This is a genomic window from Sorangium sp. So ce124 (genome assembly GCF_051525235.1).
Taxonomy (GTDB): domain Bacteria; phylum Myxococcota_A; class Polyangia; order Polyangiales; family Polyangiaceae; genus Sorangium; species Sorangium atrum.
In genome coordinates this window covers 7,802,309-7,816,866 of the sequence record NZ_CP150312.1, presented here as the reverse complement: position 1 = coordinate 7,816,866, position 14,558 = coordinate 7,802,309, and the positions used below count along the sequence as shown (strand labels likewise).

At 70.4% G+C, this 14,558-nt stretch carries 10 protein-coding genes; 4 read left to right on the top strand and 6 right to left on the bottom strand.

From position 1 onward, the window contains the following. Positions 1–11: 11 nt before the first annotated feature. Positions 12–278, bottom strand: coding sequence for a DUF6289 family protein (locus WMF19_RS29220; protein WP_272094059.1), 267 nt, complete (start codon positions 276–278; stop codon positions 12–14). Positions 279–672: 394 nt separating this feature from the next. Here WMF19_RS29220 and WMF19_RS29215 point away from each other — a divergent pair, with 394 nt between their 5' ends. Then, a complete protein-coding gene (locus WMF19_RS29215) occupies positions 673–4,584 on the top strand; it encodes an ATP-binding protein (protein WP_437893348.1) in 3,912 nt (1,303 codons plus the stop codon). Positions 4,585–4,615: 31 nt separating this feature from the next. Here the strand turns inward: WMF19_RS29215 and WMF19_RS29210 are convergent, their stop codons facing one another. The 3 genes from WMF19_RS29210 to WMF19_RS29200 form a co-directional block, all read right to left on the bottom strand. Next, entirely contained in the window at positions 4,616–5,119 is a 504-nt protein-coding gene (locus WMF19_RS29210; protein ID WP_272094057.1) for an SRPBCC family protein, read from the bottom strand. 32 nt (positions 5,120–5,151) lie between these two features. Beyond that, on the bottom strand, positions 5,152–5,568 hold the full coding sequence (locus WMF19_RS29205; protein ID WP_437893347.1) for a VOC family protein: 417 nt from the start codon (positions 5,566–5,568) through the stop codon (positions 5,152–5,154). A gap of 165 nt (positions 5,569–5,733) precedes the next feature. Then, positions 5,734–6,684 (bottom strand): sigma-70 family RNA polymerase sigma factor, encoded by a 951-nt coding sequence (locus WMF19_RS29200; RefSeq protein ID WP_437893346.1) that lies wholly within the window; start codon positions 6,682–6,684, stop codon positions 5,734–5,736. A gap of 314 nt (positions 6,685–6,998) precedes the next feature. Between WMF19_RS29200 and WMF19_RS29195 the strand changes: the two genes are divergently transcribed. Together WMF19_RS29195 and WMF19_RS29190 are read left to right on the top strand one after the other, a co-directional pair. Continuing rightward, positions 6,999–8,732, top strand: a complete 1,734-nt coding sequence (locus WMF19_RS29195; RefSeq protein WP_437893345.1) for a serine/threonine protein kinase — start codon at positions 6,999–7,001, stop codon at positions 8,730–8,732. 134 nt (positions 8,733–8,866) lie between these two features. Further along, positions 8,867–9,850, top strand: coding sequence for a serine/threonine-protein kinase (locus WMF19_RS29190; RefSeq protein ID WP_437893344.1), 984 nt, complete (start codon positions 8,867–8,869; stop codon positions 9,848–9,850). A 134-nt stretch (positions 9,851–9,984) separates the two neighbouring features. On the opposite strand, the gene WMF19_RS29185 is transcribed toward WMF19_RS29190, so the two are convergent. Together WMF19_RS29185 and WMF19_RS29180 are read right to left on the bottom strand one after the other, a co-directional pair. Then, on the bottom strand, positions 9,985–11,025 hold the full coding sequence (locus WMF19_RS29185; RefSeq protein ID WP_437893343.1) for a serine/threonine-protein kinase: 1,041 nt from the start codon (positions 11,023–11,025) through the stop codon (positions 9,985–9,987). Between the two features lie 535 nt (positions 11,026–11,560). Further along, positions 11,561–13,021: a serine/threonine protein kinase gene (locus WMF19_RS29180; protein WP_437893342.1), complete on the bottom strand. Its 1,461-nt coding sequence runs from the start codon at positions 13,019–13,021 to the stop codon at positions 11,561–11,563. Positions 13,022–13,182: 161 nt separating this feature from the next. Between WMF19_RS29180 and WMF19_RS29175 the strand changes: the two genes are divergently transcribed. Next, positions 13,183–14,508: a flavohemoglobin expression-modulating QEGLA motif protein gene (locus WMF19_RS29175; protein WP_437893341.1), complete on the top strand. Its 1,326-nt coding sequence runs from the start codon at positions 13,183–13,185 to the stop codon at positions 14,506–14,508. The last annotated feature ends 50 nt before the right edge of the window (positions 14,509–14,558 follow it).

Here is a 14,558-nt window from a genome sequence, read left to right as displayed (position 1 = left end):
CGGCGCTTCCCTCAGCGAGGAGGCGGTGTGCAGGTGAAGCACCCGCCGCACTCGTAGTGCTGCGTCGTGGTGCCCCACGCGATCCGGTTGTTGCAGCAGTCGCGGCCGTACTGGCCGACGACCGTGTCGTGGCTCTCGTCGCTGTAAAAGGTGCAATTCCCCCCGGGCGCCGCCGCGCTCGAGGGGACCAGTAGGGCAGTGGTGCCCAACATCGCTGCGCCTGCCGTCAGGGCAGCGAAGAAGTACCGAATGCGGGCAGCAGGGCTGAGACGACGCATGGACGCTCCTCTTGCAATGGGAGGCCATTTCGGCCTCCGAAGTTATGCGAGAGAGCTTAGACCGATTGTTCGGATCGAGCAAGCGCTCCGCGCCGGAGTGGCCTTTGCGGAGCTCTGTAAATATTCATTCGGCGGCAGGAGGGCCGCGCGTCCGCGCGTGATTTCAGGAGATGGTGATAGCGCGCGCGAGCCTCTGCGAGGGTGCCACGGAGGTGTCCCGCAGGCGGTGGCGTGATTGAGGTGTCAAGGAAATTCAGTCGCCCTGATGGGGCTGGGCCGGCGTATCCACGCGGTACGCATCGCGATGGTCGTCGAGCCGAGCGGGCGACCGTCCCCGGCGTCGCGGCGCCGAGGATGGCTGGACTCGGCTGTGGTAAGAAAGCAGGTGTTCGCCATGGCGAGACGGCGCACCGGCCAGCACGACCGCGTCGAGGAGCGGACCGGCGCGGGGCGCGTCGAGAAAGCGAGCGCCGGGGCTGGGCCGGATCCGGCCGGCGGCGCGCTCGCCGGCGGCGGGGAGACGGGGGCGCTGATACGCTCGATCGACTGGTCGCAGACAGCGCTGGGCCCGGTCGAGGCATGGCCCCAGTCGCTGCGGACAGCGCTGTCCATCCTGCTCTCGTCCGAACACCCCATGTTCCTCTGGTGGGGCCGGGAGCTCATCCAGTTTTACAACGACGGCTACCGCCCGATCCTCGGTTCCAAGAAGCACCCGGCCGCCATGGGTCAGGCGGGCCGCGCGTGCTGGAAGGAGATCTGGGAGATCCTCGAGCCGATGATCGAGAAGGTCTTCGCGGGAGGGGCCACCTACGTCCGCGATGGCCTGCTCGTCCTCGATCGGCACGGCTTCATGGAGGAGTGCTACTTCAGCTACGGTCAGAGCCCCATCCGGGACGAGAGGGGCGCTGTCGCGGGCATCCTCGTCGCGTGCTCCGAGAGCACAGGGTACATCCTCGGACAGCGACGGCTGCAGATCCTCGGGGCGCTGGCGGCGAGGGCGGCGGATGCCAGGAGCATTCAGGACGTCTGTCGGGTGACGATGGAGACCCTGGCAGAGGCCGGGCGCGACGTGGCCTTCGCCCTGCTCTATCTCGTGGACGACGACGGCGCGGCCGCCCGGCTCGCGGGGACCGCCGGGCTCGACCCGGGCCACGCGGCGGCGCCGGCGGAGGTGGAGCTCGGCGCGGCGGCCGGCGCGCCGTGGCCGCTGCACCGCGTGTTGCGCGAGGACGTGGAGGTGGAGCTGTCGGAGCTGCCCGCAGGCGTCGGCTCCCTTCCGGGGGGGCCGTGGCCGGAGGCCGCTCGCCAGGCGGTGGTGCTGCCGCTCCCCCGCGCCGGCAACGGAGGTCGTCCGGCCGGCTTCCTCGTCGCGGGCGCCAGCCCCCGGCTTGTGCTCGACGACGACTACCGCCGCTTCCTGCGGCTCCTGGCCGGCCACGGCGCCGCGGCCCTCCAGAACGCCCGGGCCAGCGAGGAGGAGCGGCGCAGGCTGGACGCGCTCGCCGAGCTCGACCGCGCCAAGACGGTGTTCTTCAGCAACATCAGCCACGAGTTCCGCACGCCGCTCACGCTGATCCTGGGGCCCGTCGAGGACGGCCTCTCGGACGCCGAGCACCCCTTGCCCGCGCCGCAGCGCGACCGCCTCGCGATCGTCTACCGCAACAGCCTCCGGCTCCTCCGGCTCGTCAACACGCTGCTCGATTTCTCGCGCATCGAGGCGGGCCGCATCCAGGCCAGCTACCAGCCTACCGATCTCGGCTCCTTCACCGCGGAGCTGGCGAGCTCGTTCCGCTCGCTCATGGATCGGGCCGGCCTCGCCCTCACGGTGGAGTGCCCGCCCCTCTCCGAGCCGGCCTACGTCGACCGCGAGCTCTGGGAGAAGATCGTGCTCAACCTCATCTCGAACGCCTTCAAATTCACGTTTTCGGGGGGCGTCCGGGTGACGCTGGAGGAGGCCGGGGGGCGGATCGTCCTGTCGGTCGAGGACACGGGCACCGGCATTCCGGAGGAGGAGCTGCCGCGCGTGTTCGATCGGTTCTACCGCGTCGAGGGGGCCAGGGGCCGCAGCTACGAGGGCAGCGGCATCGGCCTCGCGCTGGTGCGAGAGCTCGCGAAGCTCCACGGCGGCAGCGTGGCCGTGGAGAGCCGCCTCGGCGCGGGCAGCCGCTTCTCGGTCGCGATCCCGCTCGGGAAGGCGCACCTGCCCGCGGATCGCATCGACCTCGCCCCCGCGCCGGCCGCGGCGGAGGCGCGCGGCGCGGCGCCCTTCCTCGACGAGGCCGCGCAGTGGGGGCGCGACGAGCGGGCGCTGGGCGCCCTGCCGGCGGAGGAGCGCCCGGCCCCGAAGCGGCCGGGTCACATCCTCGTCGCGGACGACAACGCGGACATGCGCGATTACGTGCAGCGGCTGCTCCTCGCCGAGCGGTGGACGGTGGAGGCCGTGGCCGACGGCCAGGCCGCGCTGGAGAGCGCCCGGGCCCATGTCCCGGACCTCGTGCTCACCGACGTGATGATGCCGCGGCTCGACGGCTTCGGCCTGCTCAAGGCGCTGCGCGCCGACGAGCGCACCCGCGGCGTCGCCTTGATGATGCTCTCCGCGCGCGCGGGCGAGGAGGTGCGCGTCGACAGCCTCGGGGCCGGCGCCGACGACTTCCTCGTGAAGCCGTTCTCCGCGAGGGAGCTGCTTGCGCGCGTGCGCATCCACGTGGAGCTCGCGCGCCGGCGGAGGGAAGCCGAGGGGCAGCGCCAGTACCTGAACGACCTCTTCATGCAGGCCCCGGGGCCCATCGCGATCCTCCGCGGGCCGGAGCACGTCTTCGAGGTGGTCAATCCGCTCTACCAGCAGCTCGTCGGCGGACGAGCGCAGGTGGGCAAGCCCATCCTGGCCGCCCTGCCCGAGCTCGAGGGGCAATCCATCCCGGATCTCCTCCACACCGTGACCCGCACCGGTGAGCCCTTCGTGGGAAGGGAGCTCGCGGTGCGGCTCGATCGCAAGGGCAAGGGCACGACGGAGGAGGGCTTCTTCAACTTCGTCTTCCAGCCGATGCGCGACCGCGACGGGGCGGTCGAGGGCATCTTCGTGTTCGCCTTCGAGGTGACCGACCAGGTGAACGCCCGCCGGCGCGTGGAGGCGCTCGTCGAGGCGCTGAAGCTCGCGGATCAGCGCAAGGACGAGTTCCTCGCGACGCTCGCGCACGAGCTCCGCAACCCGCTGGCCGCCATCAGCCTGTCGCTCACGCTGCTCGGCGATCTGGCGGGCGAGGCGCCCAGGTCGGCGCGCTACCGCGAGATCGCCCGGCGGCAGGTGGGCAACCTCGTGCGCCTGGTGGACGATCTCCTCGACGTGTCGCGCATCACGCGCGGCACGGTGGAGCTGCGCCTGGAGGACGTCGATCTCGCGGCAGCGGTGAGGAGCGCCGCCGCCGCGGTGAGCCCGGCCGTAGAGGCGCGGCGCCACGCGCTCTCGGTCGAGGTCGGGCCGGGGGACTTCGGGATGCGGGCCGACGCCACGCGGCTCGAGCAGGTGGTCACGAACCTCCTGACGAACGCCGCGAAGTACACGCCGCCGGAGGGAGCCATCTCGGTGCGCCTGACCCGTGAGGCGGCGGGCGGCGCGCCCGAGGCCGTGCTGCGGGTGCGCGACACGGGCCGCGGCATCCCGGCGGCGATGCTCGAGCGGGTGTTCGAGCTCTTCACGCAGGTCGATCAGAGCATCGACCGCAGCACGGGCGGGCTCGGCCTCGGGCTCACGCTGGTGCGGCGGCTGGTGGAGATGCACGGCGGCAGCGTCGTCGCGGAGAGCGCCGGACCGGGCCAGGGCAGCGAGTTCATCGTGCGCCTTCCGCTCGGCCGGGGCGCGCCGCTGCCGCCCCCCGTACTGGGCGCCGAGCCGCCCGCCGCCCCGCCGCCGGCGGAGGCCGCCGAGCGGCGCCGGGTGCTCGTCGTGGAGGACGTGGAGGACGTGCGCCGGGTGATGAGCGAGTTCATCGAGGCGCTGGGGCACGAGGTGACGGTCGCGGTGGACGGGCTGGACGGCGTGACGAAGCTCCTGGAGCTGCGCCCGGAGGTGGCCTTCATCGACATCGGCCTGCCGGGCATCGATGGCCACGAGGTCGCCCGCCGCGCGCGGGCCGCGCCCGGGGGCGACGCGCTCTACCTGGTGGCGTTCTCGGGCTACGGTGGACCCGAGGACCAGGCCACGTCGAGGCACGCCGGCTTCGACCTGCACCTCACGAAGCCCGTGGGCGGCGCGACGCTGCGGCAGGTGCTCGCCGAGCGGCGCGGGCGAGCGAGCGCGGGCCGGTAGGGCCGCGCCCGCTCACAGCCGGCCGGTCGGCTCATCGCTGCTGCAGCTGCGCGACCAGATCTTCGAGGCGGTCGTAGCTGATGCCCGCGCCCTTGGGCATCCCGGACGCGAGGACGATGTCGCGCACTTCCGTCGACGGATAACGCACCGTGGCCGTGAGCCGCGTCTTTTCGCCCTCGTCGGTGAAGACCGCCGTCACCACCGTGACGGTGTCCGGAAACTGCTCGAAGATCTCGGTGAACACGAGCCGGCTCGTCGGCGTGATCTCCTGGTTCTCGCCGTGGAAGGCGGCCTCGCCCCCGGGGTGGCGGTTCACGAAGCGCCACTTGCCGCCCGGCCGCAGGTCCATCTCGCAGACGGGCACCGAGTAACCCTCGCCCAGACAGCCCCACCACCGCCTGATGTGCTCGGGCCTCGTCATCGCCTCGAACACGAGGCGCCTCGGCGCGTCGAACAGGCGCGTCATGCGGACCTCGTCCGCCGACGGCGTCGTGACCTGGAAGCTATCGCTGTTCGCTGTTTGGCTCTCGACCATGGCTCTCCTCCTTCTCCTTCGTCGAGGCGCGGCTACGACTGGATCGCCTCGGGGGCCATCCAGACGACCTCCCAGTGGTGACCATCGATGTCGTAGAAGCTCCAGCCGTACATGAAGCCGTGATCCTGCGGATCCATGGCGTGCGATCCGCCCGCCGCGATCGCCTTCTTCACGATCTCGTCGACCTCGGCCCGGCTGCTGCACGAGAGCGCGAACATCCCCTCCGTGTGCGTGCGCGTGTCGCAGATCTCCCGCTTCGTGAAGCCCTTGAAGAACGGCTCCGCGAGGAGCATCACGAAGGCTTCCTGGCTGACGATCATGCAGGCGGCGTTGTTGTCCGTGAACTGCGGGTTGAACTCGAAGCCGAGCTTCGCGAAGAACTCCATCGACCGCTTCAGGTCGCGGACGGCCAGGTTGACGAAGATCTTGCGAGCGCTGTTCGTTGTCATGGTCCTCTTCTCCTGTTCGAGCATGGACGCCGGGTGATGCCGGCCACGATCGCGGCCATGGGGGCCGTCGTGCCGGAGTTCACCCCCACAGACCCCCGCCTGCGCCGGGACTCATCGGTCGACCCGAAAAAAAAGTCGCCGCCCCGATCCGGCCGGGCGCGGGGGCTACGCGGGGAGATCGAGCGGCAGGCCGAACCGCGGGAAGAGCGTCTCGGTGTCGAGGAAGGACGTCATGCTGGCGATGCGGTCCCCCGCGAGCTCGAGCACGATGAGCGCCCAGGCCCGGTGGCCGCCCTCCGGCGCGGGGCGGTACTGGCCGAACGCCGGCGAGCCGCAGGCGGCCGTCGGCACGAGCCGCGAGCCGCGGCAGCCCGCGCCCCGGCCCAGCAGCCACGCGCGGATGGCGTCGGGGCCGCGGAGCCAGAGGGTGAAAGGCGGCATCGACAGGGTCGCGTCCTCGTGCAGCAGCGCCGCGAGCCTGTCCACGTCGTACTGCTCGAAGGCGGTGACGTAGCGGTCGACCAGAGCGGCCTCTGGCTCCGGCAGCGCGGCGCGCACGTCGCCGAGATCGCGGCTCGCGAGCGTCGCCCGCGCGCGCTGGAGCGCGCTGTTGATCGCGGCGACCGAGGTGCTGAGGCTGTCGGCGACCTCGGCGGCGGACCACCCGAGCACCTCCGTGAGCAGCAGCGCGGCCCGCTGCTTCGGCGGCAGGTGCTGGAGCGCCGCGACGAACGCGAGGCGGATGCTCTGGCGGAGCACCACCCGCTCCGCGGCGTCGATGTCCGCCGGGAGGGCGTGCGCGTCGGGGACGGGCTCCAGCCAGTGCGTGCGCGGGCGCGTCTGGAGCTCGTCGTCCACGGTGCCGACAGGGCCTTCCTCGAGCGGGCGCGCCCGGCGCGCGCGATCGGCCCGCGCGTCGAGGCAGACGTTCGTCGCGATGCGGTACAGCCAGGTGCGCAGCGACGATCGCCCGTCGAACTTGTCGAGGCTCCGCCAGGCGCGCACCATGGTCTCCTGCACGGCGTCGTCGGCGTCGACCACGGAACCGAGCATCCGGTAACAGTGCCCTGTGAGCGCCGCGCGGTGTTCCTCGAGCTGATCCACGCTCCCCGACATCGCGGCGACGGTACCATCGGTTTTCGGGCGGATCCACGGTCACGCTCCCTCGTCGCGCGACACGCGTGCCTCGGGCAGGGCGCTGGTCTCGACTCGGGCACTTTGGGTTGGCCTGGTCGGCCTGCGGCTGCGCTCGGTCGTCGACACACCCGGGACGGCACGCCGAGTGTCGCGCGGTCACGACGCCACGGCCAATCGGCTAGGATGGGCGACGGTCAGGGCGGTGCTGGGGCGCCGCGAGGACTCCGTTCGACAAATTAGCAACCCTGAACCCGGATATGGACGACCAGGAACTGCAGCGCAGAGTCGGCACCGTGTTGTGCGGGAAGTGGACGATCGAGCGGTTGTTGGGCTCGGGCGGCATGGCCGCTGTTTACGTCGGCGCGCACAAGATCGGGCGGCGAGATGCCATCAAGATCCTCCACCCCGAGATCGCGCGCATGCCCGAGCTGCGCGCGCGGTTCGATCAGGAAGCGCAAGCCGTCAATCGATTCGTCCATCCCGGCGCGGTGGAAATACGCGATATCGACACGACGGCGGACGGCTGCCCGTTCCTCGTCATGGAGCTGCTCGATGGTGAGTCGCTCGCCGGGTACGCCAGGCGCCTGGGCAGGATGGACATGGCCGAGCTGCTGGCCATGGTGGACGGGCTGCTGGACGTGCTGGCAGCGGCCCATGCGCACGGCATCATCCACCGCGACATCAAGCCAGACAACCTGTTCCGCCTCCGCGACGGGCGCCTGAAAGTGCTCGACTTCGGCGTCGCCCGCGTCAGGCAGGCCGCGGCCGACTACGTCCGGACGCGCACGGGAACGACGCTCGGCACGGTCGCCTACATGCCACCGGAGCAAGTCAGAGGCGACGAGATCGACGCGCGTGCCGATCTGTTCGCGGTCGGAGCGACGATGTTTCGTCTGATCACGAAGCGGCGCCTCCATGACGCGAGCTCTGACACCGATCTGGTCGTCAAGATGGCCACGCTGCCTGCGCCGCCGCTCGCGAGCGTCGCTCCGGAGACCCCGCAGTGGGTGTGCGCCGTCGTCGATCGCGCGCTCGCGTTCGATCGAGGCGAGCGCTACCCGAGCGCGACGGTCATGCAGCAGGACGTGCGCGCGGTCCTCGCCGGTCAACCGCCCGCTTTTGCCCTGCGGTTCGGCGCGGCCGGGGCTCCCGCGGCGGATCCGCTCAGCACCGCCACGACGGTGTGGATGCCGCAGGGGCTCGCCCCCTCCTCGGCCGTCTCGGTGCGCGCCTCGGGCGCCGGTGGCCTGCATCCCGCCTCGCCGCCGGCAGGTGACATGGGGAGCGTCATCCGCGATGTCTCCATCGCCAGCGCCCCGAATAGGTCGAGCGCGCAGGGCGTCCCGGGCGGCGGATCGGCCGTCGCTCCGGCTCGTGCCCCCTCACCGGCGGCGTCGGGGTTCACCCAGGCGACGCCGTGGACCGCGACCACGGTACGTGGACGGAGGCTGCGATGGGCCGTGCTGGCGTTCCCGCTGCTCGCCGCGGGCGTGCTCGCCGCCGTGGTTCTCCGTGCGGTGAACGTCGAGCCCGACGCGAGATCGCCGGGGGCGACCGGCGCGCAGCGACCGGCGGCCTCACCGCCCGCCAAGGTTCCCGGTGGCCCGGCGGCGGATCGCCCCCTGGCAAAGGCTCCGGATCCCGGCCCCGAGAAGAAGGGCGACACGAGAGCTCGCCTCCCTGGCCCATCGAGCCGCGGCCCCGAGGAAGGGCGCGGCGCGTCGCAGCGGACCAGCTGTATGCTGACAAACGACTGCGATCACGTGTGCGATGAACCGTGCCAGATCGCTTGTCAGGACGGGACCGTCTGCGACATCGGGGCGCGCCGAGACGCGCTGGTGAACTGCATGGGAGCGGGGATGCACAAGATCTGGTGCGAAGGTGATTGCTCGGTCAATTGCATGACGAGCGCTCCATGTCTGGTGTACTGCACGCCTGGCTCCGATTGCGTCATCGGCACGTGTCTCGGGCAGATAGAAGCCTGTCCTGGCAACGTCATGGCCTGCGGGGCCCCATGCCCCGACTGATCGTCGCGTCGCGCTCATGCGCTGCTCTCTCGCAGGTCGGATCAAGGGTCCCAGCGTCTACTCTCCGCGCGTGGACCTCGCCCGCGCCGAGGAGCGGCGCAGCTACGTACTCCAGATCGCTCCTGGTGAACGGTATGGTACCATCCGCCCGCTCGATGGACGACGAGGAGCTCGCGGCGCGGCGCATCGGCACCCAGATCGGGACCTGGACGGTGGAGCGCGTGCTCGGTGGCGGCGGGATGGCGAGCGTCTTCCTTGGCCGGCGCGCTGACGGCTGCGTCGCGGCGGTGAAGGTCCTGCACCCGTCGCTGAGCCAGATCGAGGAGCTCCGGAAGCGCTTCCTGCGCGAGGGCCCGATCGGCAGCGCCCTGGCGGCTGTCGGCCCGCTCTGCGAGGGGCTGCCGCTCGTGCTGGAGTCGGGCGTCGCGGACGACGGCGCCGCTTACCTCGCGATGGAGGTGCTCGAGGGCGAGACGGTCTTCGACCGCATGGCCCGGGTGGGGACGCTCGCGGTGGGCGAGGTGCTGGCGCTCGCCGAGCGGGTCCTCGATGTGCTGGTCGTGGCGCACGCGTACGGCGTCGTTCACCGGGACATCAAGCCCGAGAACCTGCATATCGGGAGCGATGGGCGGGTGAAGGTGCTCGATTTCGGGATCGCCCGCGTGCTCGATCCGCTTCCTTTCGGGATGGGGGAGCTGCCGGAGAAGACGGCCACGAAGACGGGCGTGGCGCTCGGCACGTGCGAGTACATGGCGCCAGAGCAGGCGAGGGGGATGGTCCGCGAGATCGACGGCCGGACCGACGTCTTCGGCCTGGGCGCCACGATGTTTCGGCTGCTCTCCGGTCGCGCGATCCACGGCCACGTGGCCGAGGCGCGCCTGCTCATCGCCGCGGCGACGGCGCGGGCGCCGTCGCTCGCGCAGTGCGCGCCGGACGTGCCCTCGGAGGTGTGCGACGTCGTGGACCGTGCCCTCGCGTTCGACAAGGTCGAGCGTTACCCAGACGCGGCGACGATGCGCGCCGACGTCCGCGCGGTGCGGTCGGGCCGCCTGCCGCCCTACGTCGTGGCCGTCGAGGAAGGGCGGATCCCGGCGGGGGCCCCGCTTCCGCGTCGCTGAGGGAGCTCACCTCGCGAAGGGCGCCCTGCGCGGCCGTGGCGCGCGTCAGCGGCGGGGGACCGAGCCGACGGGGCTCATGGAGCTGCCGCCGAGCGACGAGCCTGCTCTCTCGATGTGGCCATTGTGAGTCTCTGTCAGCTGAGCAGGATGGCGATCAAGAGCGCGACGCTGAGCAAGAGCGACACGACGATGGACGCAATGAGCCACGGCCGCATCGCCGGCGAGCTCCACCTGGACGCGAGCGATGTCGCGCTCGTCTGGTGCCCCGGAGCACCGGGCTGCATCGCAACGGTCGGCTCGAGCTGCCTCGGCGCGTTCTCCATCGCCGCAATGGCCCCGTCGATGGCCGCGATCACGTTCGTGGCCGTCGGATAGCGCTGGATTGGGTCTCGCTGGACGAGCCGCATCACGAGCGCCTCCACTTCGGGGCGGATGCCTGATCCCGGAGCACGCTGGCGGAGGGGGGGCGCATCCTCCAGGAGCCGCTTCCGGAAGGAAGATTGGCCGTCGCTCGCGTCGAACGGGCTTCTCCCGGACAGCATTTCGTACAAAATGATTCCAAGTGCATAAAGATCTGCGCGAGCATCGACGGCATCCATGCCGCGCACGGCCTCCGGCGCGAGATAACTGAGCGTGCCGAGGACCTGGTCGGCAGCGGTGAGGTCCTGGCCTTTGCGCGCGGCCTCGCGGCTCTCCGTGGACAGGAGCTCAACGTTCACCTTGGCGAGGCCGAAATCGATGAGCTTCACCTGATCACGGGCGCCGAGAAGGACGTTCTGCGGCTTCACATCGCGGTGCACGATCCCCTTCGCGTGCACCGCCTCCAGAGCAGACGCGATCTGCCGCGCGACGTGGAGCGCGCGCCGCGCGGGGAGCGGTGCCGAGGCGATCACGTCCTGGAGCGGGGTGCCCTCGACATACTCGAGGACGAGAAAATGCGACCGATCCGCGAGCTGACCGAAGTCGCTTGCCGAGACCACGTTCGGATGCTGGATATGCGCCCCCGCGATCGCCTCGCGCTCGAACCGCGCCACGATCTGGGGGAGGTTCCGGGCGCTCGGCTGGAGGACTTTGATCGCGACCTGCTTGCGGAGGTGCACCTGCTCGCCGCGGTACACGGCTCCCATGCCCCCCTCCCCGATGAGCTCGTGGACGCGGTACCGCTCCGAGATCAAGCTCCCGATCAGCGCTGGCGCTCTGTCGTCTGAGCGCACCAACGTGGGTGCGTCGTCCGACCACGGCCGCGCCGCAGTCTCGATTTCTTCCACCAGCGCCGAGCTTGTGAGCTCAACGACGGATGCGTCGCGTTGTCTCCCGAGCATCGGCACCGTGACGTCGTCGGTGCTTGAGGGCCCCTTGGGTGGGATTGTCCCTGGCATGCCGAGGACTGTACACGCACAAAGGCGCTGAGAGCGGAGGAACCGCGCCGCCGTCCGAGTGGACATCCTGCTCAACCCACCCTCCGTACGGAAAATCCGTGCAATTCCGCTATGTTCGCGTATCTGGTTCCGTATGCCGACATCGGCCTACAAGGATGTCCACAGTGCATCGAACTGTAGCTCGCTGGTCGCCGCCCGCATCGCCGGAACCTCCAGCCCCGCCCCGAAGGAGCGATGAAGAGAGCGGGGGCCAGCGATCAAAGAGCTGGGCGGCTGCGTGCTCTTCGGCAAGCCGCCTCGGTGCAAGACGAGGCCGCCGCTCCTCACAAAGCTATTCCCATTGAAGCTCGGAGGGGTGATAGGCTTTGAGGCCTTCAATCGGAATGGGCCCATCGGGGGTGCCGCTGCACACTTTGACGCCCTCGTCATTCGTGCGTACCGGATAGGCGTGTTTCAGTTTCGACGTGACGCAAAATGGATATTTGCCATCTTTGACGAGGAGGCGATACTTGCCATTGGGGGCTGGCCGGCGCGTCGATGGGGGCGCAGCGGTCGAGGATGGCGTGGATGGCGTGCTGGTTGGGGAAGACGTGGCCATCGTGCCAGAGCTGCCGCTCGTCTTGTCCTCTTGCGCTGTCTCGTCGTCCGCGCTCTCACGAGTGCCTTCGGCGGAGTCTCGCGAACGAACAACGAAGAAGACGGCGGCGAGGCAAACGGCGACAGCAAACGAGGTAATCACTGCAATCATCAAGAATGGCGAATTCGAGCTCGCTCGTGGGCTGGTTGCAGCAGAACGAGGCGGCACGGGTACGACCATCGGTGCCTGCATCGCTTGGCCGGGAGCGGGAGCGGCCATCGTCGGGCCATCGACGCTGATGGGAGACGACACGTCGGCTCGGATCGACACTGGGGCTGGCGCGTGAGGGGCAGCATTGGCGCCCAGAACGCGCTCGATGTCTTCGCGCATGGCGCGGGCCGTCGGATAGCGGCGCGATGGATCGAAAGCGAGCGCGCGATCGACGATGGCGCAAACCTCTGGGCTGACAGAGGGGGCAACGGTGCGCAGCGCCGGCGCAGGCTGCGTCGCCATTTTGATGAGGAGCTCGCTTTCCATGGAGCCCTCGTGCACACGGCGTTTTGCTAGGATTCGAAACATCGTCGCGCCAACGGCGAAGACGTCGGCCCGCCCATCGATCTGGCCACCCGTGAGCTGTTCGGGCGACATGTAAGGTATAGTCCCGAGCATCGCGCCGGTGCGTGTATGAACGTTGGAGCCGCCCTGTTGCATTCGAGCGATCCCGAAGTCGAGGACCTTGACGCCGCCTGAAGAGGTCAAAAACAGATTGTCAGGCTTGATGTCTCGATGGACGATGCCGAGCCCGTGCGCGACTTCGAGCACTTCGAGCACGGTCGAGACAACGCGGAGCAGCTCGCGCTCCGTGATGCCGCCGGAGCCGTGGGCGCGCTTGCCGAGCGATTCACCGTCGAGCAACTCCATCACCAGGAACGGCGAGCCATCTTCGCTCGTGTCGATGTCGAGGACATTGACGGCTGCGGGGTGACCGAGCTGGTTTACCGCGAGCGCCTCTTGCTCGAACCTGGCTCGAAGCTCCTTCGAGACCGCGATTTCCGGATGGAGGATTTTGATCGCGCAGCGCCGGCCGATCCTGTGTGTCGCCTCGTAAACCGCAGCCATCCCGCCGACGCCGATAAGCGAATCGATGCGCCATTTGCCCCGGAGGACCGTTCCGATTCGTGCTGTACAGTGTGCCAGCTGGGGATCATCATTCATCGCTGTTCAGGCTCCAATGTATCCCGGATGCGAGGAGCTGAACAACATGCTCGGCGTGGCCACGGGGAGCGCCGGCGCGCGCCCTCGCGGATCCGCGCCGGAGCCGCAAGCGCCCGCGCCGGCGGCTTTCCGCGCCCCGCGGTTCGCGCGAGCATGGGGCCATGAGCATCGACCGCGCCGTGCTGGAGCAGCTCGATCGGGTCGGCGCCCGCCTCTCCGAGGGCAAGGCGCTCCGGCTGCTCGAGGACATCGCCTGGCCTCGCGAGGTCGAGGAGCGCTTCTTCGCCGCCGGCGAGGACCGCCTCCCCGAGATCGAGCACCGCGTGGATCGCGATGGGCTCGCGCGGCGCATCGCCGAGCTGCGCGAGCTGCTCGGATCGATCGACGGCGACGCGCCCGCGCTCGGCTGGCTGCGGGACAACGTCCGCGCGCAGATCCAGGCCGCGGAGCTGCTCGAGGCGGCGGGGACCCGCGAGTTCGCCGAGCGGTCGCGGGCGCTCTACGGCGGCGCGCGCTCGCGGTTCTTCGGCGGCGAGGTCCGCAACATCGACCTCGCCGAGCACCTCACCGCGCGCCTGCGCGTCCACGGCTGGGACGAGGCCAGCGATCCCGAGGAGGAGCCGCTCGACGCGGGCGCGCTCCGGGATCTGCTCGCCGCCCGCGTCGCCGCGCGGACGCCGCCGCTCGACATCGAGATCGTGCTCGACCCGCGGATCACGGCCAAGGTGGTGGCCGGCATGAGCCGCGTCCGCATCCGCCCGGAGGCCACATTCGCGTCCTGGGAGGCCGAGGGGCTGTGGCACCACGAGGTGGAGACGCACGCGCTCACCGCGCACAACGGCGCGGCGCAGCCGCGGTGCGCGTTCCTGCGGTCGGGCGGCCCCCGCACCACGCGCACGCAGGAGGGGCTCGCCATCTTCGCCGAGCTGTACAGCCGCTCGCTCTCCATCGGCCGCCTCACCCGGCTCGCGGAGCGGGTGCGGCTCGTGGACATGGCAGAGCAGGGCGCGAGCTTCCTCGATCTCTACAGGTACCTGCGCGAGCGCGGCGCCGGCCGCCGCGACGCCTATTTCGACGCCCAGCGCGTCTGCCACGGCGGGCTCGTCGAGGGCGGCGCGCCCTTCACGAAGGACGCCTGCTACCTGGCCGGCCTGCTCGAGGTCTATGCCTTCCTGGCCGCGGTCCTGCGCGGCGGCCTGCGCGACGAGGTGGAGCTGCTCGTCTGCGGCCGGATCGCGCTCGACGACATCGCGGTGCTGGCGGAGCTGCGCGCGGCCGGCGTGCTGGAGCGGCCGCGCTACCTGCCGGGCTGGCTGCGCGCCTGGCAGACGCTGCTGCCTTTTTTCGCGTTCACCTCGTTCATGGATGGCATCGATCTCGGCCCGGTGGAGCGGCACTTCCAGGAGCTGCTCCGCGTGGCCGCCGAGGCGCGGCCGGTCGGGGACGGGGAGGGGAGCAAGCGCCGCGGCCGGCCGCGGGAGGGGTGAGCGCGCCGCGATCGCGAGCGTAAGCCGGCGAGCGGGACGCGACGGATGTC